Annotated in this window: 17 protein-coding genes; 4 read left to right on the forward strand and 13 right to left on the reverse strand. The window is 41.4% G+C overall.

All coding sequences use genetic code 11. The features are described 5' to 3' along the window. Window positions 1-2: 2 nt before the first annotated feature. The 8 genes from ACVX3R_RS06335 to ACVX3R_RS06370 form a co-directional block, all read right to left on the reverse strand. A complete protein-coding gene (locus tag ACVX3R_RS06335; RefSeq protein WP_458795681.1) occupies window positions 3-2,492 on the reverse strand; it encodes a bifunctional DnaQ family exonuclease/ATP-dependent helicase in 2,490 nt (829 codons plus the stop codon). 199 nt (window positions 2,493-2,691) lie between these two features. Continuing rightward, complete coding sequence (locus tag ACVX3R_RS06340; protein ID WP_458794594.1) at window positions 2,692-3,543, reverse strand: NAD(P)H-hydrate dehydratase; 852 nt, start codon at window positions 3,541-3,543, stop codon at window positions 2,692-2,694. A gap of 15 nt (window positions 3,544-3,558) precedes the next feature. Beyond that, on the reverse strand, window positions 3,559-4,380 hold the full coding sequence (locus ACVX3R_RS06345) for a phosphate ABC transporter ATPase (protein WP_458794595.1): 822 nt from the start codon (window positions 4,378-4,380) through the stop codon (window positions 3,559-3,561). A 53-nt stretch (window positions 4,381-4,433) separates the two neighbouring features. Continuing rightward, entirely contained in the window at window positions 4,434-5,207 is a 774-nt protein-coding gene (locus ACVX3R_RS06350; RefSeq protein WP_458794596.1) for an HAD hydrolase family protein, read from the reverse strand. 4 nt (window positions 5,208-5,211) lie between these two features. Further along, entirely contained in the window at window positions 5,212-6,069 is an 858-nt protein-coding gene (locus ACVX3R_RS06355) for a bifunctional methylenetetrahydrofolate dehydrogenase/methenyltetrahydrofolate cyclohydrolase (RefSeq protein ID WP_458794597.1), read from the reverse strand. A 148-nt stretch (window positions 6,070-6,217) separates the two neighbouring features. Next, a complete protein-coding gene (locus ACVX3R_RS06360) occupies window positions 6,218-6,538 on the reverse strand; it encodes a TfoX/Sxy family protein (RefSeq protein WP_458794598.1) in 321 nt (106 codons plus the stop codon). Between the two features lie 33 nt (window positions 6,539-6,571). Beyond that, window positions 6,572-7,306, reverse strand: coding sequence for an amino acid ABC transporter ATP-binding protein (locus ACVX3R_RS06365; RefSeq protein WP_000140925.1), 735 nt, complete (start codon window positions 7,304-7,306; stop codon window positions 6,572-6,574). Beyond that, window positions 7,306-7,989 (reverse strand): amino acid ABC transporter permease, encoded by a 684-nt coding sequence (locus ACVX3R_RS06370; protein ID WP_002875953.1) that lies wholly within the window; start codon window positions 7,987-7,989, stop codon window positions 7,306-7,308. Before ACVX3R_RS06370 ends, ACVX3R_RS06365 begins: the two co-directional genes overlap by 1 nt. A 191-nt stretch (window positions 7,990-8,180) precedes the next feature. On the opposite strand from ACVX3R_RS06370, the gene ACVX3R_RS06375 reads away from it, so the two are divergent. Together ACVX3R_RS06375 and ACVX3R_RS06380 are read left to right on the forward strand one after the other, a co-directional pair. Further along, window positions 8,181-8,411 carry a DUF1797 family protein gene (locus ACVX3R_RS06375; RefSeq protein ID WP_000443577.1) on the forward strand — a complete coding sequence of 77 codons (231 nt, stop codon included), beginning with the start codon at window positions 8,181-8,183 and terminating at the stop codon, window positions 8,409-8,411. Window positions 8,412-8,648: 237 nt separating this feature from the next. Further along, window positions 8,649-10,907 (forward strand): ATP-dependent Clp protease ATP-binding subunit, encoded by a 2,259-nt coding sequence (locus ACVX3R_RS06380; protein ID WP_458794599.1) that lies wholly within the window; start codon window positions 8,649-8,651, stop codon window positions 10,905-10,907. Between the two features lie 42 nt (window positions 10,908-10,949). Here the strand turns inward: ACVX3R_RS06380 and ACVX3R_RS06385 are convergent, their stop codons facing one another. Together ACVX3R_RS06385 and ACVX3R_RS06390 are read right to left on the reverse strand one after the other, a co-directional pair. Further along, complete coding sequence (locus ACVX3R_RS06385) at window positions 10,950-11,564, reverse strand: GyrI-like domain-containing protein (protein WP_458794600.1); 615 nt, start codon at window positions 11,562-11,564, stop codon at window positions 10,950-10,952. A 54-nt stretch (window positions 11,565-11,618) separates the two neighbouring features. Then, window positions 11,619-12,521, reverse strand: coding sequence for a helix-turn-helix transcriptional regulator (locus tag ACVX3R_RS06390; RefSeq protein ID WP_458794601.1), 903 nt, complete (start codon window positions 12,519-12,521; stop codon window positions 11,619-11,621). Window positions 12,522-12,697: 176 nt separating this feature from the next. Between ACVX3R_RS06390 and ACVX3R_RS06395 the strand changes: the two genes are divergently transcribed. Together ACVX3R_RS06395 and ACVX3R_RS06400 are read left to right on the forward strand one after the other, a co-directional pair. Beyond that, window positions 12,698-13,150, forward strand: coding sequence for an NUDIX hydrolase (locus ACVX3R_RS06395; protein ID WP_458794602.1), 453 nt, complete (start codon window positions 12,698-12,700; stop codon window positions 13,148-13,150). A 58-nt stretch (window positions 13,151-13,208) separates the two neighbouring features. Beyond that, complete coding sequence (locus ACVX3R_RS06400; protein WP_000767205.1) at window positions 13,209-13,508, forward strand: DUF1827 family protein; 300 nt, start codon at window positions 13,209-13,211, stop codon at window positions 13,506-13,508. 71 nt (window positions 13,509-13,579) lie between these two features. On the opposite strand, the gene metK is transcribed toward ACVX3R_RS06400, so the two are convergent. The 3 genes from metK to ACVX3R_RS06415 all read right to left on the reverse strand — a co-directional run bounded on the left by metK (window position 13,580) and on the right by ACVX3R_RS06415 (window position 21,573). After that, on the reverse strand, window positions 13,580-14,770 hold the full coding sequence (metK, locus tag ACVX3R_RS06405) for a methionine adenosyltransferase (protein ID WP_084868471.1): 1,191 nt from the start codon (window positions 14,768-14,770) through the stop codon (window positions 13,580-13,582). 343 nt (window positions 14,771-15,113) lie between these two features. Further along, a complete protein-coding gene (locus tag ACVX3R_RS06410; protein ID WP_458795682.1) occupies window positions 15,114-16,457 on the reverse strand; it encodes a DEAD/DEAH box helicase in 1,344 nt (447 codons plus the stop codon). Window positions 16,458-16,614: 157 nt separating this feature from the next. Continuing rightward, window positions 16,615-21,573, reverse strand: a complete 4,959-nt coding sequence (locus ACVX3R_RS06415; RefSeq protein WP_458794603.1) for an SHIRT domain-containing protein — start codon at window positions 21,571-21,573, stop codon at window positions 16,615-16,617. Window positions 21,574-21,725: the final 152 nt, after the last annotated feature.

Consider the following 21,725-nt stretch of genomic DNA (forward strand, 5'->3'; position numbering starts at 1 on the left):
TTTTACCTTTTCTCTTTCTTGGATTTTTCTTTCATTTTATCGCGACGGGATTGGAGAAAATCAGCTACAGCAGGCTCTAGCTTTTCTCTAGAAAGGACTTGAACATCTCTTTCTTTTGACAAGGCCTGGGCGATTTGTTTGCCATAGCGCTTGCTGACGACACGACTGTCTAAGATTAGAGCAACCGAACCTTGGTCAGATCGTCTAACAGTACGACCAAGGGCTTGTTTTAGCCGAATGATCGCCATCGGTAACTGATAATCATAGAAAGGATTCTTCCCTTCTTGACGCAGTTCTTGGTTTAATTTTTTGGTTAACGGTTCTTGGGGATTTTGGAAAGGCAATCTCGGAATCACTTGAATCACGCAAGGATGGGTTGAAAAATCGACTCCTTCCCAGAAACTACCTGTTCCAAGCAAGATCTGGCGTTCACCTTTTTCAAAACGTTTTTTCAGTTGGCTTGGTTCCCCATTTTTATACTGAGCTAGATGCGGTTGGTCGAGCAGGTCCGAAACTGCCAGCAACATCTCTTTTGAAGTAAACAAGACCAATATAGGTTCTTGAAAGGCTTGTAACCTTCGGATAACTGAAGCCACTTCACTAGCATAGTCAAAAGGCGAAACTTCTGTCACAAGAGGAAAGTCATTGACTAGAAAGACTTCTTGTTGTTTCTGCTTTGCTACATCAAGCCTAACAAGCGGAGCATCTGGAAATCCCAACAAATCTGCTAAGGAAACCCGATTGCTGATTTCAAGAGTGGCAGATACTCCTAGTAGCCTGCAATCTTCTGGCAATAAGTCTGCTAGGATAAAGCGACCTTTTTTGCTTGAACAAATCAAGACATCCTTGCTAGATTGCTCTGATATAGCAAGCCAAAATTCACGATCCGACGTGAAAAAGTTTGCAAGCTCTCTATACTCTGGGAGAGTTAACTCCGAAAAATGCTGGCGCAACTCTTCAAGAGAATCCAACCACTTTTCATTCTTCAGACCTGACTGATAGTGCTCTATCAAGTAACGACATTCAAAGCCAATACTTTCAAGCAAGCGTTTCTGAACCAAATCTTCCTCTGTCTCCAAGGACTTATCAAGCTGGGTTACAAGATCCTCAAGGCGATAAGCCTGCTGGGCTAGATTTTCAAGAGCTAGCAGCATTTTTTGAGCTTCATCCAAAATTACCAAACGGTTGTCGACAAACTCTGGATTGTCTTCCAAACGAGTGACCAGATAGGCATGATTGGTCAGAAGAACACGACTGGTCTTGGCCTTTTCCTGCCCTCGTTTCCAAAAATCCTCTGTAGCAAATAAACTTTTCTTTGAAAGCTTGCCATCGTGGACTAGTTCCGGCAGAAAATGCTGGTAGCGATAAAGCTGCCCGATTTCGTCCAAGTCACCTGTCTCTGTCTCTGTTAGCCAGATAAGCAACTGCATTTTAAAGCGTGTGAAAAGGCGATTGGACTCAGATCGATAGAGAATTTGATGAAAGGCATCCAGTTTCAAGTAATTTTGAGGACCCTTGAGACTATGAATCTCCAGATGGAAGACCTCTTTTAAACGCTGACCTTCTTCTTGCATGATTTGATTTTGAAGAATTTTGGTTGGAACACTCACTAGGATACCTGCTTGACTCTCCAAGTTCAAAGCTGGGAGGAGATAACCATAAGTCTTGCCCAATCCCGTTTGAGCTTGGATAAAGGAAGTCTGGTATTCTTCCAATAATTGCTCAACCTTCTCCGCAAATTCCAACTGTTGCGGACGCTCCTCCAGCCTCAATAAAGAAATATTTTTAGCAAAATCTTTGGATAACTTTCGTGGGACTAAGACTTTGCTTTCCTTTCTGAGGAAAAGCCCATGAAGTTCCATCAAGTCTGGCGAAGATAAGAGAGATTGTTGCTGATAGACTTCCTCAATCACCAGATAACTTTCATAGAGAAGGTTGTCTGCAAGGTTTAATAAGCTTTCTAAGAGCCCTTTAGGTAGCTCAAAAAGTTTTTGACGCATGTAAAGCAAGAGTTCAGCTGTTGCCTGAGCATCTGACAGAGCAGTATGGGCATGTTCCAGCTCAATGCCCAACTCTTGACAAAGGATACCTAAGTTATACTTTTCAAACTGAGGATACAGAACTTGGGCAAGCTCAACTGTATCCACCCGCGGTGTGCGCAATTCATATCCTTCCAAAAAGAGAAATTCTGCAAGAAGGTTGGCATCAAACTGTACATTGTGCGCAACAAAAATACCGTCCTTAACCAATTCAAAAATTTTTCCAGCCACCTGAGAAAACTCTGGTGCCGCAGCCAAACGCTGATCGGTCAGACCCGTTAATTCTTTGATATGAGAATCCAAGGGTTCGTGGGGATTGACATCAGTCGCATACTGATCGATGATTTCACCATTCTCAATCACCACAATGCCTACTTGAATAATTTTTGCCTTGCTTCCGGTGCTGGTCGCCTCTAAATCAACGACCACATACCGATCATTTCTCGCATTCATCATTAAAAATTATATCAAAAAAAGCATGATTTGACACCCCTCAACTTTGATAAAAATCTCGCTTTAATTGCGAGTTTGACTAAAAATCAAGACCTTAAAAGTTAGAATTTCACGCAAGTTCAGCAGTTGATTCCTGGTTCTGAGGTATTTGAAAACTTTATCAACAAAGCTACATCAACATAAAAAGACAACCAAGGTATTAGTTGTCTTTTTGAGATATTTTTTTCATTGCTTTCGGAAGTAGCTTGCTAATTTCTGTTGGCAAGACAAGATAGTTTTCTTGAGCTAGTTCTTGCGCGATAGCTGAATGAAGGTGAGTCGCTACCACCACTCTCTCATAGAGGCTGACTTGGTGAAACTGACCTGCAAAACCTGCAATCATCCCGGCCAGAGTATCTCCCATCCCACCAGTTGCTTGATAGGGGCCTCCGACTTCTAATTGATAATATTCAGGCTGCCCAGCTTGCCAGATACGAGTCTCTGGACCTTTCTCAACTAGAATCGTTCCTTGAGGAAAAGCTGAAAGAGCTCTAGCAGTCGCCTCTGTATTCTGATGGTCAAGAACTATACCAGACAGTCTTTCCCATTCCTTTTGGTGGGGAGTTAGGATGAGCTGACTGGAAGGAAATGGTAACTGGCCGTTTGCTAAGATGCCCAAAGCACCGCCATCTGCAATCAAAATCTGGTCTTTTCTAAGGCTGTCAAAGACCCGTTTTACGAGTTCTTCTCCAAATGCATCCTCTCGCAAACCCGGACCTAACAAGACAACTTCTGCCTTTACTAACTGTTCTTTTAACAATTGCTGGTCTTGAAGAGAAAATGCCATGGCCTCAGGTAAATGACTGTGCAGAGCCGGAATATTCTCCTTATCCGTTCCAACAGTCACCAAACCTGCCCCACTTTTAACAGCTGCAATAGCTGACATGATGATAGCTCCCCCATAAGGATAGGTCCCTCCCAGCAAGAGCAGACGCCCGTAATCTCCCTTATGGCTGTGACGAGAACGTTCAATAATAACTTTTTCTAATAAAGTTTGATCAATCACTTTCATCGTTATTTTCCTCAACTATCCTTTATCTGATTGTTTTAAAACAACTTGATAGACTTTCTTAGTCCACTCTTCTAAGTCTTCTCCAGCATAGTCAAGATAATACACCCTATCTTGTATTTTGGTTGGAATAATATTTTCAAATTGGCTCTTATTATGAGTTGGAATAATGCAAATATACAACTCACTTAATAAATTCAGCATGTTCTTAATTTTTGCAACATGGTAACCATCAAAAATATAACCAGGAACTTTAATCAAATCTGTATAGATAAAATGAAAACTTACTCCAGGAATAAACTTGTCTTGTAATTCTTCCTCTGAAGGAGCTCGACCTAATAAACGCTCCATCGCCAATCGATAACCAGAACTTGTATTTGACCATCCTAACATGACATAGTCAAAATAATCTTTCGGGTCAGATGCAGCATTTCGACTATCCAAAACCAACTCCTCAGCACCTTTCCCAAAAGCTTTTACAGCAGATAAGAGCTGGCCTGTTTTAAAAATAGAAATCGCTGCATCTATAGTCGTAGTTTGACTACAGTAGTCTGAAGTCACTAACCTCTTATGTAGATCATAAGTCGAAGCTACTCTTTTATCTGTAGGGGTAAATGGTGGAAGAAAGGGATGCTGACAGATGTAATCTAAAATCTCTTTTTTTAAACAAGAATCAGCACACTCGATACTTGTTTGACGTTTATGAAATTTTTCGTAAGCTATAAATTTAGCAATTTTTTCTAATTCCCACTCTTGAATATTTGGATAATCAAACAGTGCTAAGTGGTATATTCCATCCCATTGTAAACTATATTCTCCATTATAAATTTTTAAAATCATCTAATCACCTCACTCCATTATACTACAAAAGGAGGTTCAGACCTCCTTCTACACTATTTCCCCTTAAATTCCGCAAAGGTCTGTAAGATTTTAGCCGCTACTGCTGGAGAAGGAGCTCCTTTTAGCTCTAACGTGTCATCTGCATATGGAGTAAGGCCAGCAAAGTCTCCTATCTGAACTGAATAGAGCGACGTTTTAAACAGTTCAATATCGTTTTGGTCATTTCCAAAAGCGATGAAGTTCTCCCCACATAACTTTTCAACAGTTGTCGCCTTATGAGTATCCAAGGGATTAACATAAAGGCACTTTTCATGCGCATGATAGGAGAGATGAGCCTGTCCTAGTCTTTCTAGCTGACCAAGCAGATCATCAAGCAAATTCTCATGGTCACCCATATAAACGACTACCTTAATCGGAGTCCCTAAGTCCTCAAGTTTCTGATGACGAGCCACCTTTAGGGGATCCACACTGGAAATAAATGGAATCTTCTCTACAATCTGACCGCTATAGTCAAAGCAATCATCTGCAAAAAAAGGGAGATTGTAGGTCTGGCAATAATCCACTAGCGCATGATAAACTCTAGCATCGAGATTCCTTTCGAAGATAGCCTGCCCCAGATGATAGGCTACGCCACCATTCAATCCTATGACCAAGCGCTGACTGAGTTCAGGGCCTAATAAACCCAAGCAATCCCTATAAGAACGGGCTGAGGCAAACACAAGCTCATGCCCATAATCTTCAGCCTTTAAAAGAACCTGCTGAATCTCCTCATCAATGGTCATGTAGTCAAAAGATAGCGTTCCATCCAGGTCAAATACGAATTTCATCTTCCTAGTCCTCGTTCAGTGTTCGAAGCGCTGCCTGATAGGTTTGCTCCATTAGCATGGTAATAGTCATAGGTCCAACTCCACCAGGTACAGGTGTGATGTGACTAGCAAGTGGTGCAACCGCATCATAATCAACATCTCCACAAAGCTTGCCATTTTCATCTCGGTTCATCCCAACGTCAATGACAACCGCTCCCGGTTTGACAAAGTCAGCAGTCACAAACTTAGCGCGACCGATTGCAACCACAAGAATATCTGCCTTAGCAGTCACCTTGGCAAGATGATGGGTGCGTGAGTGAGTCAAAGTCACAGTCGCATTCTTGGCTAAAAGAAGCTGAGCCATTGGTTTCCCAACGATATTTGAGCGACCGATAACAACCGCATTTTTACCTTCTAGATCAATCCCATATTCATGAAACATCTCCATAATTCCTGCAGGTGTTGAAGGAATCATAACTGGATGACCAGACCAGAGGCGACCCATGTTTAGGGGATGGAAACCATCCACGTCTTTTTCGGGGTCAATGGCTAATAAAACTGCCTCTTCATCGATATGTTTTGGCAAAGGTAACTGGACCAAAATCCCATGCCAAGCTGGATCTTGATTGTATTTGGCAATCAAGTCTAATAATTCCGCTTGGGTAATGGTCTCTGGAACTCGCACTACTTCACTACGGAAGCCAGCAGCGAGAGCTGACCGTTCCTTATTGCGAACGTAGACTTGGCTGGCAGGATTGTCTCCCACCAAAATCACTACCAATCCTGGAACTAGACCTGTTTCTTCTTTTAGTTTGGCCGTCTTTTCAGCCAACTGTCCTTGTAACTTAGCTGCAAGAGCCTTCCCATCGATAATCTGAGCCATATCTCTTCTCTTTTCTATCAAATATCTTCTATTATAACAAAAAACACCTTGTCATTCTAACATTTCTTGACTAATAGACCTTATAGTCTGAAACTATAAGAAAAAGCTCGTATCGAGCTTTTATGCCTATTTATACTAGGTAAATTTGTCATGCTTTCTTTTTGACTTTTGGAGACGGTAAGACTTCATACATATCCTTAATTAATCTCGTTAGAAATGACTTATCTTCAATATCTTCTATCAAAATCATCTCCTTAGCTCCTTCATAAGGACGTTCAAGCCTAGTCTGTCCCAGTTGATCCATGACTACCTTCACAGGCTTCAGTAACAGACGATTATCATAGATTCCCCCAATAATCTTCCCACGATAATAAAGGATATACTCTCCCATCATAGGACGATAACTTATCTCCTCTAACTCCGATAGCTGTTCGAGAATAAAATCTAAATATTCTTTACTGGAAGACATAATGCCTACTCCATTTCTTCTAAAAATGAGGTCTTACAAAACCTTACTCAAAAATTCCTTGGTCCGTTGTTCTTTTGTTTGATCGAAAATCTCCTCTGGTGTTCCATCTTCGACAACAACTCCATCCGCCATAAAGATAACACGGTCTGCTACCTCACGCGCAAAGCCCATTTCATGAGTCACAATCACCATAGTCATCCCTGATTTAGCGAGGTCTTGCATAACAGCTAGGACTTCTCCAACCATCTCAGGGTCTAGGGCTGAAGTCGGCTCATCAAAAAGCAAAACATCTGGTTCCATAGCAAGTCCACGTGCAATGGCAATCCGTTGTTGCTGACCACCTGACAAACTCTGTGGATAGGCCGTTGCCTTATCTGGCAAGCCAACTTTTTCTAACAGTTCCTGTGCTCTTTTCTCCGCAACTTCCTTGCTTTCACCTTTGGTTTTAATTGGTGACAAAGTGATATTTTCCATCACTGTCATATTGGGAAAGAGGTTGAATTGTTGGAATACCATACCCATCTTTTCACGCATAGCAAAAAGGTCATTTTTCTTATCTGTGATATCAACTCCTTCAAAGATAACCTTACCTTTACTTGCTTCTTCAAGGAGATTCATCGAACGAAGGAGAGTTGATTTCCCGCTCCCTGACGGACCGATAATGACCACAACTTCTCCACGTTTAATCTCAAGATTGATGCCTTTTAAAACTTCATTTTTCCCAAAAGACTTATGTAGTTCTTCAATTTTAATCAAGGTTTCTGTCATTATTTCTTGTCTCCTTGTCCAATATGTTTTTCAAATGCTTTCAACGCCACTGTCAAAACAGAGGTCATAATCAAATAGTAAAAGGCTGCAAATAAAAGGGGAGTCAATGGTAAATAAGTTGTTGTTGCTACTGTCGTTGCACCATTCCACAACTCCATCACCCCAATCGCAGACAAGAGGGAACTATCCTTGATAATGGTGATAAATTCATTTCCCAGAGCTGGAAGAATATTTTTGATAGCTTGTGGCAAAATGACATAACGCATGGCATTTTTCGGACGAATACCTAGAGAATATGCGGCCTCTAATTGCCCTTTAGGAACGGCATTGATCCCCGCACGAACAGTTTCTGAAACGTAAGCACCACTGTTCATAGAAATAATCAGAATACCAGGAATCAAACGAGAAAGATCAACTCCTAAAATTCCCACTTGAATAGTTGGAGCATTGATATGCATAAGAGCAAAGGCAATCATAATCTGAACCATCATCGGAGTTCCACGGAAGATCCAAACATACACATTTGCAAACCAAACGAGCGGTTTAAAGCGTGAACGTTGGGCAAAGGCCAGTAACACACCTATAATGGTCCCTAAGCAGACAACAAAGATGGAAATCAATACGGTAATCAGAGCACCATAGTTAAAATATGGTAAATACTTTGGTAAAAAAGAAAAATTCATATTCAATCAACTTTCTATGTATTGGATTGTATGATTATAACATGAATTGAATTAAAATGCAATCCTTTTTCTCTAATTTTAACAACTAACTTGATAGAATGGAGAAATAGAGAGAAATCACAGTTTTTTTCTAGTCAACTACCTCTTGTTTATGGTAAAATAGAAACGATAAGAAATGGAGGAGAATCAAAATGGAATCACATTTGGTTAGAATCATTAACCGCCTAGAAGCAATGACAAAAGATGGTGGAAATCTAAAACGTAATTTTGAACGTGAAGGTGTTGTTGTCGCAGAAGTTGCATACAGCCATGACGAAGAAAACGGATCACTCTTCACCCTTCGCGATGTAGAAGCTCGTGAAACTTATACCTTTGATAGCATTGATTTGATTGCAATGGAGATCTACGAACTTCTTTACTAATATAAAAACAACGGGCAGTAAGGCCCGATGAATGAGAATCCTTTTTGTCACCACAAATGGGATTTTTTCTTACCTTCAATGTCGCTTGATTCTCCATAAATCCTTCTTTTAAAAACGACCACTTCCCAATCTTTTTACTTGCTTTACACCTTAATCATGCTATAATGAGAGTATAAAACTTTGACTATTCTTGACCTTTTTCTTAGACCAAGAATAAGAATGAAATGAGGTAGATGTATGCTCTGTCAAAACTGTAAAATTAACGACTCAACAATTCATCTGTATACCAATATCAATGGACAGCAAAAGCAAATTGATCTCTGTCAAAACTGCTATAAAATTATCAAAACAGATCCAAATAATACCCTCTTTAAAGGAATGACTGACTTAAACAATCATGACTTTGATCCATTTGGCGACTTTTTCAATGATTTGAACAATTTCAGACCTTCTTCTAATAACATTCCTCCCACTCAATCAGGTGATGGTCACGGTGGAAATGGGGGTTATGGGCCTCAAAACCGTGGTCCACTTCAAACACCTCCTAGCCAAGAAAGAGGACTCCTAGAGGAATATGGTATCAACGTAACTGAGATTGCTCGTCGGGGAGATATTGACCCTGTTATCGGTCGAGATGAGGAGATTATCCGCGTTATCGAAATCCTCAACCGTCGAACCAAGAACAACCCTGTCCTTATCGGAGAACCTGGTGTTGGTAAAACAGCCGTTGTCGAAGGTTTAGCTCAGAAGATTGTCGATGGCGATGTTCCCCATAAACTCCAAGGCAAGCAAGTTATCCGTTTGGATGTGGTTAGTCTAGTTCAAGGAACAGGTATTCGAGGCCAATTTGAAGAACGTATGCAAAAACTCATGGAAGAAATCCGCAAACGAGAGGACATCATCCTCTTTATCGATGAAATCCATGAAATTGTTGGCGCAGGATCAGCAGGTGATGGCAATATGGATGCAGGCAATATCCTCAAACCTGCCCTTGCCCGTGGTGAATTGCAACTGGTCGGTGCCACTACTCTCAATGAATACCGTATCATTGAAAAAGATGCTGCTCTAGAGCGCCGTATGCAGCCTGTCAAGGTAGATGAACCAACTGTCGAAGAAACCATTACCATCCTCAAAGGGGTTCAAAAAAAATACGAAGACTACCATCATGTCAAGTACACAGACGCTGCTATCGAAGCTGCTGCCAATCTTTCCAACCGCTACATCCAAGACCGCTTCTTGCCTGACAAAGCTATTGACCTTTTAGACGAAGCTGGTTCAAAGATGAATCTGACACTGAACTTTGTTGATCCTAAAGTGATTGATCAGCGTTTGATTGAGGCTGAGAATCTCAAAGCTCAGGCTACACGAGAGGAAGACTTTGAAAAGGCTGCTTATTTCCGCGATCAGATTGCCAAGTACAAAGAAATGCAAAAGAACAAGGTGACCGATCAGGATACTCCAATTATCAGCGAGAAAACCATTGAACATATCATTGAGCAGAAAACCAATATTCCTGTTGGAGAACTCAAAGAAAAAGAACAGTCTCAGCTTATCCATCTAGCAGACGACCTCAAAGCTCATGTCATTGGTCAAGATGAAGCTGTCGATAAGATTGCCAAAGCCATCCGTCGTAATCGTGTTGGACTTGGTACTCCCAACCGCCCAATCGGAAGTTTCCTCTTTGTCGGACCAACTGGTGTCGGTAAGACAGAACTTTCCAAACAACTAGCCATTGAGCTCTTTGGTTCTGCTGACAGCATGATTCGCTTTGATATGAGTGAATACATGGAAAAACACAGTGTGGCTAAATTAGTCGGTGCTCCTCCAGGCTATGTAGGCTATGATGAAGCTGGTCAACTGACTGAAAAGGTTCGTCGCAATCCTTACTCACTCATCCTTCTCGATGAAGTTGAAAAAGCCCACCCAGATGTGATGCACATGTTCCTTCAAGTCTTGGACGATGGTCGTTTGACTGATGGGCAAGGACGCACAGTTAGCTTTAAGGATGCTATCATTATCATGACCTCAAATGCGGGTACCGGTAAGGCCGAAGCCAGCGTTGGTTTTGGAGCTGCTCGTGAAGGACGTACCAACTCTGTTCTCGGCGAACTCGGTAACTTCTTTAGCCCAGAGTTTATGAACCGTTTTGACGGCATCATCGAGTTCAAAGCTCTCAGCAAGGACAACCTTCTCCAAATCGTCGAACTCATGCTAGCGGATGTCAACAAACGCCTCTCCAGCAACAATATCCACCTCGATGTGACAGACAAGGTCAAGGAAAAATTGGTTGACTTAGGTTATGATCCAAAAATGGGGGCACGCCCACTCCGCCGTACCATTCAAGACCATATTGAGGATGCCATCACTGACTTCTACCTTGAAAATCCAAGTGAAAAAGACCTCAAAGCAGTTATGACAAGCAATGGTAAGATTCAAATCAAATCTGCCAAAAAAACTGAAAAAATCAAAGAGAATACTTCTGAAAGAGAAGATTAGAACTCATAAAAAAGAACAGGAAATCTTGTTTCCTGTTCTTTTTTAATTCTCTTCTTGAACTTGATAGCGAAGAATTGTTTTTAATTTGCTTGGCTCCGTTCGATGAAGGTTATTGAGATAAATTTCTCGGTGGACTTCCGAAGTTCTTTTGAGCTTATGAAGTTGACAAAAATGCTCCATCTCTGCAAAAGTCTCATTTTCAGTATCAAAAGGTCCTACATGAATCATAGCAAGGCTTTGGCCTTCTTCTATCTTTTCAAAACGAACAGCCTCATAGAGAGGATTTGGCTTCTTGATTTTGACCTCTTCCAGAGCTTCCTCAAATAGTTCTCTCGTAATAAAATCGGGTTGCCCAATCATAATGCTATAAGAAAGCTCACTTTTTACCAGCTCTCCTTTCTTCTCCTTTTTCCATACCCCTTCTAAAGGAAAGACAGTAAAATCAGTGTAAACCTCATCCAGAGGAGCTTTTTTATACTTCATCTTTATCGCATAGGCTAAGGCATATAAGGCCCCTACTCGTTCTGAAAAATCTTCTTGATTTGGATCGCCTTTACCATCAATCACGATATAGGATTGACCTGGCACCTGCAAGATGCTGGGCCTAGCCTTCACTTGATAAAGAGCTTTTGCTTCTTTTCTCCATTCGTATTTCATTTGGTTCTTCTCCTTTCTGTCTCTAGTATAACACCAAAACCCTGACATCTTTTGTCAAGGTTTGTAAAGTTTTTGGATTTTTTCTACTCTAGAAAGTAGTTCCTTCTTCACATAATCGGGTTCGAGTATTTCCACTCCATCTAAATAAGACAGGAGGTAAGTATACATGCTTTCGTGCTCTGGTAAGACTGTCTTGACATAGTAGTAGCCATCTTTCCCCAAGCTAATCGCATCTTCTGAAAAATCTTCATCAACCCGGAAAGCAAGCTTGGGACTAAACTTCAAGGAAACTTCGATTTGATGTGCCACTTGATCTGAACCATCAACCCAATCCTCCACATTTTTCTGCTTCACAGTTTCAGTTGTTAGGTGATAGTTCCTAATTCTGGATAATTTGAAAAAACGCCACTCTTCTTTCAAACAACAGTAGGCATGAAGATACCAATCTCTCTTTTTAAATATGAGTTTAAAAGGTTCAACTGTACGAACCGTTTTCTGACCACTCCCACCCAGATAAGTGACCACCAGTCGCCTCTTCTCTAGAATAGCTTGTTTGATGTTATCAAATAATTCTTTTTGACCTTCTCGCTTTCTCCAGTCAGTCAAGTCTACCTCTATCCAAGGGCTGGTAGAAACTTGAAAAATAGATTCCAATTTTTCAAGCAACAGGTCTTGCCTATCATTGGTCAGGGCTTGAAGCCCTTGCAAAGATGACAGAAGTTCTAATTTTTCATCCTCCGATACGAGAGTACGATCCAGAACAAAGTCTTTCATTAAAAAGATTCCGCCCGCCTTTCCAGGTACTGAATATAGAGGGATTCCCGCCATACTCAACCGCTCAATATCGCGATAAATCGTTCGTACAGATACTTCAAATAATCGGGCTAATTCAGGAGCCGTTGTACTGCCTTTTTCTAAAAGTAGGTATAGGATACGAAATAGTCTTGATTCTGCCATAAAATCACCTCTCTTTTATTATACCAGTTATAGTGCTAGGGTTGGAAAGTTTGACTAGACAAATACTAATCAAGACAAACTAGCTATTTCTGCACAAGTTCGTTGGTTTATTCTTGACAGCTAGCCCCTCGTCCATTATGATAATAATAAAGATACTAGAGAATGAGGAAAATGCAATGGCAAACCCAACTTTTGGTGAAAAAAAAGAGAATGTGACCTACCAGTCCCGCTATGGTGTGTACGCAGTTATTCCGGATGCGGAGAAAAAACAAATTGTCTTAGTCCAAGCTCCCAATGGGGCTTGGTTCTTGCCAGGTGGAGAGATTGAAGCAGGCGAAGATCATCAAGAAGCACTGAAGAGAGAACTAATCGAAGAACTTGGCTTTACAGCTGAGATTGGAACCTATTATGGACAAGCTGATGAGTATTTCTACTCTCGCCACCGTGATACCTACTACTACAATCCAGCTTATCTCTACGAAGCTATTTCTTTCCAAGAAGTACAAAACCCCTTAGAAGATTTTAATCATATTGCTTGGTTTCCTATTAATGAGGCAATTGAAAAACTCAAACGTGGTAGCCATAAATGGGGAATTGAAGCTTGGAAAATCCAGCATGGAATTGGCTAAAATACACGATTTTATCCAAAAAGTGCTATAATAGAGTTAGAAAATCGGAGGAACTGTTATGAAGCTTATCAACACGACTAATTCACACTCGCAACTTGTTAAAAGCCAATTAGAAAGTACTGACGCAACTCTTGTCGAGGTCTATTCGGCCGGAAATACAGATGTGGTTTTCACACAAGCCCCGCTTCACTATGAAATCCTCATTTCCAACAAACACCGTGCTATTCGTGAACCCGAAATTGAAACCATCCAAGACTTCTTCTTGAAACGTAAAATCGACAAGGGAAGCATCGATGAAGCCAATATCAAAACCCTCTATTCGGATAAATTGATTGAGATCTCAATCCCTATAAAATAAGGATACCAGCTTAAAAGCTGGTCTTCACTTACAAAAAAGATTGGTAGTTGTGTACTACCAATCTTTTAATTTTATTTCACAGCTTCTTTCAAAGCCTCTACCTTGTCTAAACGTTCCCATGGAAGGTCAATATCTGTACGTCCCATGTGTCCATAAGCCGCTGTTTGACGGTAAATTGGACGTTTAAGATCCAGCATTTGGATAATTCCTGCAGGGCGAAGATCAAAGATTTGACGCGCTGCTTTTTCAAGTTTGCTTTCAGCTACTGTTCCTGTACCAAAAGTATCGATACGAACAGAAACAGGCTGTGCCACACCGATGGCATAGGCCAATTGCACTTCTACTTTCTTAGCAAGACCTGCTGCAACGATATTCTTAGCAATGTAGCGAGCTGCATAAGAGGCTGAACGGTCCACCTTCGTCGCATCCTTACCAGAGAAGGCACCACCACCATGACGAGAGTAGCCACCATACGTATCCACGATAATCTTACGGCCAGTCAAACCTGAGTCTCCTTGAGGTCCACCGATTACAAAGCGGCCGGTCGGGTTGATGAAGAATTTTGTTTGCTCATCCAAGTAGGAAGCTGGAATAACTTCTTTGATAACCTTGTCAATCACATCTTGATGGATTTGTTCATTGCTAACTTCTGGATCGTGCTGAGTTGAAATAACGACTGTGTCCACACGTACCGGACGATCATTTTCATCATACTCAACTGTAACTTGTGATTTTGCGTCTGGGCGAAGATAGCTGATTTCACCAGACTTACGAAGTTCTGCCAAGCGACGAACCAGTTTGTGGCTGAGTGAAATTGGCAATGGCATGAGTTCTTCTGTCTCATCCACTGCAAATCCAAACATGAGACCTTGGTCACCAGCACCAATCAAGTCAAGCGGATCTTGATCTGCATTTCCACGGACTTCCAAGGCTTCGTTAACACCTTGGGCGATATCCGGTGACTGCTCAACAAGCGATGGATGAACTCCAACTGTTTCCGCAGAAAAACCATATTCTGCATTCGTATAACCAATCTCTGCAATGGTATCACGAACCACACGGTTGATATCCACATAGGCATTTGTAGAAATTTCACCAAAAACATGGACAGAACCAGTGTATACAGCTGTCTCAGCAGCAACGTGCGCCTCTGGATCCTTTGCTAAAATAGCATCCAAAATCGCATCTGAAATTTGGTCTGCAATCTTATCCGGATGCCCCTCAGATACAGATTCAGACGTGAATAATTTACGTTCTGACATAAAAATGTCCCCCCTTAAAAAATATTGTTATAGAGTTACAAAGTACTGATAGGTATTTCTATAGTCTAAGAGTTACGACGCGAAAGAAATAAAAACGATGTTTTTTTATTTCTGAAGCTAGTAAGGCGCATAGGGTGAACGCGTTATAGCGGCAACCGTAGAAGGACGAGCGACTTTGGAGCCATCATTCTTTGCGAGTTACAAAGTACTGATAGAAATTTCTACCATCTTATCGGGACTATATAACTTTATCATTATATCACTTTTTACTCATTTTTGCATTCTTTTCGAAAATTTATAAAACGAAGTTACAAAAAGGAGCCATTCAGCTCCAATTTTGTTCTTAAAATGTTTGGCGTTTGGCTTTCCGCTCTGCACGGCCACGTGCGCGATTTTCAGCACGCTTGGTTTTGCGGCGTTTTTCATCAACCGCCCATTTGATTTTCTTCTTATAACCCGGTTTAACTTTTTTCTTTTTCTTCTTGACCAAGCCAATCATTTCGATATCAAGCTTATCCTGCTTCTTTTCACGATTGGCACGACGATCACGGTCATAGGTGTCTTGAAACTCTCCATCTTTGACCATCTTAGGAGTAAACTTGATCCCTAATTTCTCCAACTCACGGATATCCGAGTCATCACTTGGTTGGTAAAGGGTAATCGCTGTACCAGGCAGACCGTTGCGCCCAGTACGTCCAACTCGGTGAACAAAGAAGGACAAGTCTTGCGGAATGGCGTCATTGATAACATGGCTGACCCCTTCAATGTCAATTCCACGCGCTGCCAAGTCTGTTGCAACAATGTACTCAAAATCCAGATTTTTCACCTGGTTCATGATCCGCTTGCGTTCACGAGGGGCAATATCCCCATGAATCTTTGCTACCTTCAATCCTTGGGCAGTCAAGTAGGCATGCAATTCATCAGCACGCGTTTTTGTGTTAACAAAGATCATTGCCAAATAAGGCTGCATCAACTGAGTCAACTGATAAATTTGAGCGTTCTTGTCACGGCCCTTGGTAGAAATCAACCAATTATCGATCGTATCTGAGATAACTGTCTTGGTCTTGATTTTCTCCATAACAGGATTTGACAAGTATTTTTTCAAGAATGGTTGTAATTTTTGTGGAATAGTTGCTGAAAAGACCATGAATTGCAAGTCTTTTGGAAGGCTCCCTGCAATCTTATCAACGGTTTCCAAGAATCCCATATCCAAGGTCATATCGGCTTCATCGACAACAAAAGTCTTAGCCTTGTGAATGGCCAAATCGCCAGATTTGACCAAGTCATAGATACGACCTGGAGTCCCGATGACAATATGGGGTTGGCTGCTGGCAAGTTTTTCAATCTGACGCGCCTTATCCGTACCACCCACATAATTAACCACACGAACTTCCACTTCAGAGTGGGCTGCAATCTGACGAGCTGCTTGGTAAATCTGAGTAGCTAACTCACGACTTGGAGCCGTAATCACTGCTTGCACACTATCGCTAGTTTCATCTAATTGCTGAAAAATTGGTAATAGGAAAGTATGAGTCTTTCCTGAACCTGTTTTTGACTCGCCCACTAAGTCACGACCTGCCAAGACAATAGGTATTAATTTTTCTTGTACCTCTGTAGGAGTCGTAAACTTCAACTCCTCCAATGCCTTTTCTATATAGTTTTTAAACTGAAATTTCGTAAATGACATACTATCCTCGATTCTATTCATCTAACCATTATACCATATTTTGAACATTTTCAGTAGTCCAACTCATCTGACCTATCACAAGGCTCTCAATTTCTCCAAGTACCACTCTTAGACTAGAAATGCAAAAAGAGAAGACCAAATTGGTCTTCTCTAAGCATTAAAGCTTGCGACCAAGAAGCAACGCTGCTAGACCTGCAAGAAGAGAGCTAGTCATTAGACCAGTGAGTGAAAGCGGTGCAGTGCTACCTGTATTTGGCAATGTAGCTTGTTTTTCCTTTTCTCCTGCTGGATTTTGAGCTGGTGGATTCTCTTCAGGTTTTCTTGGTTGAAGTCTATTTACCTGATTATTATCAGCCCCCTGCTCGTCCCCTGGCTTCACTGGTGGAACTGGATTGGGTTGAGGTACTGGTTGCGGAACCGGTTGTGGTTGTGGCGTTGGTGCAGGCTGTGGTTGTGGACTAGGATCTTGCTTCACTTCAAAGACCCACTTACCGACGAAGGTTGGATTTGCCCCCTCTTCCACTTCTTGGTAACCTAGGAATGTCCATGTACCATTTGCAACAGCAACTTCTACAGGCATCGGTGCTTCTGGAACAAAAGCAATCGCTGCAGAAGAACTTGTAGTATATGTTCCACTTTGTGGAAGTAAGCTCAATACTTCTGCTGGCAAGTTGTTGTCTGCGGTTGCACTCTCGAAGCGGTAAGTCACTTTATAGGTTTCAGTTACCGGTGCAGGCAAAACATTAACTGGTACAGGAACTTCAGTAGAAGAACCATCTGGATAATCAATACGTACTTTACCTGTGTAAGTTCCTGGTTTTGTTGTGTCAATTTGACCTGCAGGTGTAATATCAACTACCTTAGTGCCAGATGGAAGACTTGGCAAGTTCGTCACATTATCGGTCAAGTCAAGTGTTTGTCCAACCTTGATAGTTTCTTCCGTTACTTGAGGCGTATAAGTTTCAGCATTTGTCGGATTCGCCTTGAATTCCCATTTTCCTACAAATTCAACATTGGCCTTGTTGACTACAGCGCTAGCTGCGTCGTAACCCTTGAAGGTCCAAATGCCATCGTTCACAGTATCTGTGTATGTGGTTTGTGATGGTTGCTGAGCGGAAACAGAGGCACCATTCACATAAGTGGCACTGTCGCTTGGAGTCAATGCGGCGATGGCTGCTGGAAGAGCCTTACCTGCTGTTGCACTCTCGAAGCGGTAACTTGCTTGGTACTTATTAGCTTCAAAGGCCCATTTTCCTACAAACTCTACATTAGCTTTATTGACAACGGCGCTAGCTGCGTCATAACCCTTGAAGGTCCAAGTGCCGTCGTTCACTGCGTCGGTGTAAGTGGTTTGAGATGGTTGTTGAGCGGAAACAGTATCCCCATTCACATAAGTTGCACTGTCACTTGGAGTCAATGCGGCGATGGCTGCTGGAAGAGTTTTACCTGCTGTCTCACTCTCGAAGCGGTAAGTTGATTGATACTTGTTGGCTTCAAACTTCCACTTACCTGTGAAAGTCAAATCAGCTTTTTTCACAATCTTACTTTTGGCATCGTAACCAACGAAAGTCCAGGTACCATCGTTCATATCATCTTTGTAAGTCGTTTCAGTCAACTCTTCTGGTACAACTTTTTGCATGTTGTAATAGCTTGAGCTGTCTTTTGGTGCTTTCTTCTGGATAAATTCAGGTAAATCAACACCAGATGTAACACTTACAAAAGTATAGCTTACATGATGCGGTCTAGGCGTTACTTCCCAGATACCCGTAAATGTCACACGCTTGCCATTATACGTCGCATTCTTCTGATCATAACCTTTGAAGGTCCAGACATAGTCTTTTTCTTCTTCAACTACTGATTCTTCAGCAGGTTGTTTGGCTACAATGGTGTCACCAACATTGTAAGAAGCCTCATCATTTGGAAGCATTCCCAAAATACTTTGTGGTAATGGAACACCTGCTTTAGATGATTTGAATACATATTCTGGATTTGGAGTAGGCACCCAGCTTCCAAGGAAAGTCTGTCTGCCTTTTCCTACAACAATTTTTTCTTTATCGTATCCTGCAAATGTCCAAGTCACTTTATTCGCTGTATCAACATAAGTCGTTTCACTTGGTTGTTCAGCCAGAATTTCCTTAGGATATAACTTGTAATCATAAGGATTTTTCGGAGTCAACTTGGTGATATGATCTGGTAATGCGAAAGCAGGATTAGTTGATTGGAACTGATAATCTATACCATTTGGCGTAAAGCTCCAAGTTCCTGTGATGGTCTTCACTTTCGTACCTGCAATAGCTTTTCCGTATTTATCCGCATCAAAACCATGGAAAGTCCAAGTACCTGTCGGAACAGTTACTGTGGTGGTGTCAAGTTTGCTTGCATCTTTGTAATCATCAGCTCGCGCAACGAAATCAGTGCCAGTTGGAAGCATCTCGCGAATCTTATTTGGAAGAGGATACGCAGGAGTCGAGTTAGTAAATTTATACTCCACTCTGTAGATCGTATCAGACTGATCAGTAGGAACCAAAATCCATCTTCCTCTAAAGAGAACGTCTCCTGTCCCTACTGTTTTCACACGTGAGGAAATAGTCGTATTATCATCTTCATAGTAGTCATCAAATACCCAAGTCCCTCTGCCATCAGGATCCTCAAATCTTGTTTTAGATGGCATTTTAACGCGAGCTTTTTCACCCTTGACAAATTCTCTTTCATAAGTGATTAGATCATACAAAGTATGTGGTGGATAGATTAAATTACCAGAAGAATCTTTTGAATCTGTATAAAAGTCATAGTAGACACTATGCTTGGTCGGCTCAAAGACCCAGTGGAGAGTGTAAGTAGAGTCCTCATCATCAGTTGGCTTTTCTATCACCTCAGGAGCAATAAATTTCCATGTACCATCATTCTCTTCATCTGTGTATGTGTAAAAATTGCGAAGGACATTCTTGACATTATCAGAATAATCTTTTGGAGATGTCGTGATAGGAGCTGGAATTTGCGCCTTCAGATCATCTGGAATAGCCTTCCCTGGGGTATCACTGACAAAGTTAAAGGAAACAGTCTTATCTCTGTGTGGTGCGAAAGACCATTTACCTGTAAAGAGAACTTTATCTTGATTAACTACCTTGCTATTAGCGTCATAGCCATCAAATTTCCAAGTACCCTCGTTATCAAAGTCCATGTAGGTCGTCTCACGTGGATATTCCGCAAATACAGTTTCGCCATTATCGTAAGTATTTGTATTACTTGGCGTCAAGGCCTTAACTGCAGCTGGTAGAGTTCGACTAGGATCTGAGCTAACAAACTCATAGTTTTCTGAGTACTTATCCGCTACAAAAGTCCAAGTACCTGTAAACTTAAGGTTCCATCCTTTATGATCCCACTCACTTACTGGTTTTTTAGTAAAATCGTAGCCTGTAAAGGTCCAGGTACCCTTGTTAACTGCATCATAGTAGGACTCTTGAGTCGGTCTAACAGACTGAACCATCTCACCTTTCGGGTATTGCTTTCTCTTTGCATACTCCCATTCAGGCATATCTACCGGCTTCAGATTATTGATCTCAGCAGGTAATGCTTTGCCAGCAGTTCCACTGAGAAACTCGTAAGTCGGTTTCCGAGGAACCCCTTTAAATACAAACTCCAATGGTATTGTAACTTTTGGTATTTCCCCATATGTAGCCGCCCGCTCTAGTTCACGGCTGAAAGTTAAATCCACTACATCTTCCTCAAAGGTCCAATTTCCTTCATTTTCCGCATCATAAAAGGGTTTGTAGAGATTTTGGGCTTCATCGTAGCGAAGCAAAGCCGCTATCGTATCCAGTATATTTTTAGGTAAATGCTCATCACGTTTATCAAACTGATTGAGAGAAAGCTTGTAATCGTATAGCTTACTTTCGAGATCTTTTATCTCCTTAGGAAGAGGTAATTTATATTCGTCACGTGAAGTCTTGGGACTACTTGGTAAATTATAAAAATTCTCAAAATCGTGCTGGTTCATAGGTTTGTAGGATACAGTGACATCCTCAAAGTATTTCCAAGTTCCTACAAACTCCACATCGCCATTGTTTGTCACTTTACTTGGAGCATCAAAGCCAGTCAAAGCCCAATAGCCTGTTCTATTAGGATATTCTTCTCGATTGGAAAAAGCATATTCAAATTCTTTTGGTCTTACTAGTTCTCCATCTGCAAATCTTCTTTTATCTTCTGGACTCCAAGTTGCAAGATAAGATGGCAAAGTTTTTTCAGGTGATCCATTAACCGCTCTATAGGTAGCCTTGTATGGTGTCGGCGTAAATTCCCACTTACCCGTGAAGAAAACATCATCTTTGTCAATCACCTGGCTATCATAGTCATAGCCCTTAAAGGTCCATCTACCACTTCCATCATTCTCTACATAAGTTGTTTCAGTTGGCTGGATGGCCTTTACTTTATCGCCTTTGTGGTAAACGGTAGTGTCTTCTGGCTTTAAGTAGCTCAGTCCCCACGGAGCTGATTTTCCTGGTGTAGCACTTTCAAACTCATAAAGTGCTGTGTGAGGAGCCTTATCCTTTTCTGGGATGACTTTCGGATTTTTATCACGAAGACCTGAATTGACAAAATTCACTAGATTGCGATAAATTTTATCAATTTCTTCTTGCTTTGTTGCAGTTTGAAGCACACTATCAGCCACTGTCATCACGCCATTCAAGATTTCTAGACTATCGTCTGTCTTACTTGAAAAGTCCTTGCTACGCAACTCTTTGAGGTAGTTCTCCAAAGTGCTCTTATTGAGACTAGCATTTGCTGGAGTTGCTTGGGCAGTGCTCGTAGTTGGCTGAGCATTTCTAAAACCCGTAGATGCTATCGCTTCACTTGTCTCTGCTACCGCAGATTCAGAAGATTTCAAAGTAACTTGGTTTTCTTTCTGAGACTCTGCTTGCTCTATTGTAGAAGAGTCCACCGAGACCTGACTCTCTGCTTTATTCTCCACTTGTTCAGTAGCCGTAAGCTCATCAGCTTGAGCTACTTGAGCGGCTCCCATGACCGCAGGCGCAAACAAAAATCCAATCGCAAGTGACACAGTAGCAACTGACAATTTGCGGATTGAATATTTTATCTTTCTATCCTGAAAAAACATTCCACTCTCCCTTTTATTTCATAATTACCATTTTATCATAAATGGTTGATCTTATCGACTTTTTTGACCGTAAATTTTTAAAAACTTATTTGTGGGCGTTTTCTCATAATATACAAATATACAAAAAACTCCTTCTCCAAAATAGTAATTTT

This window comes from Streptococcus sp. 517s, from assembly GCF_054445985.1.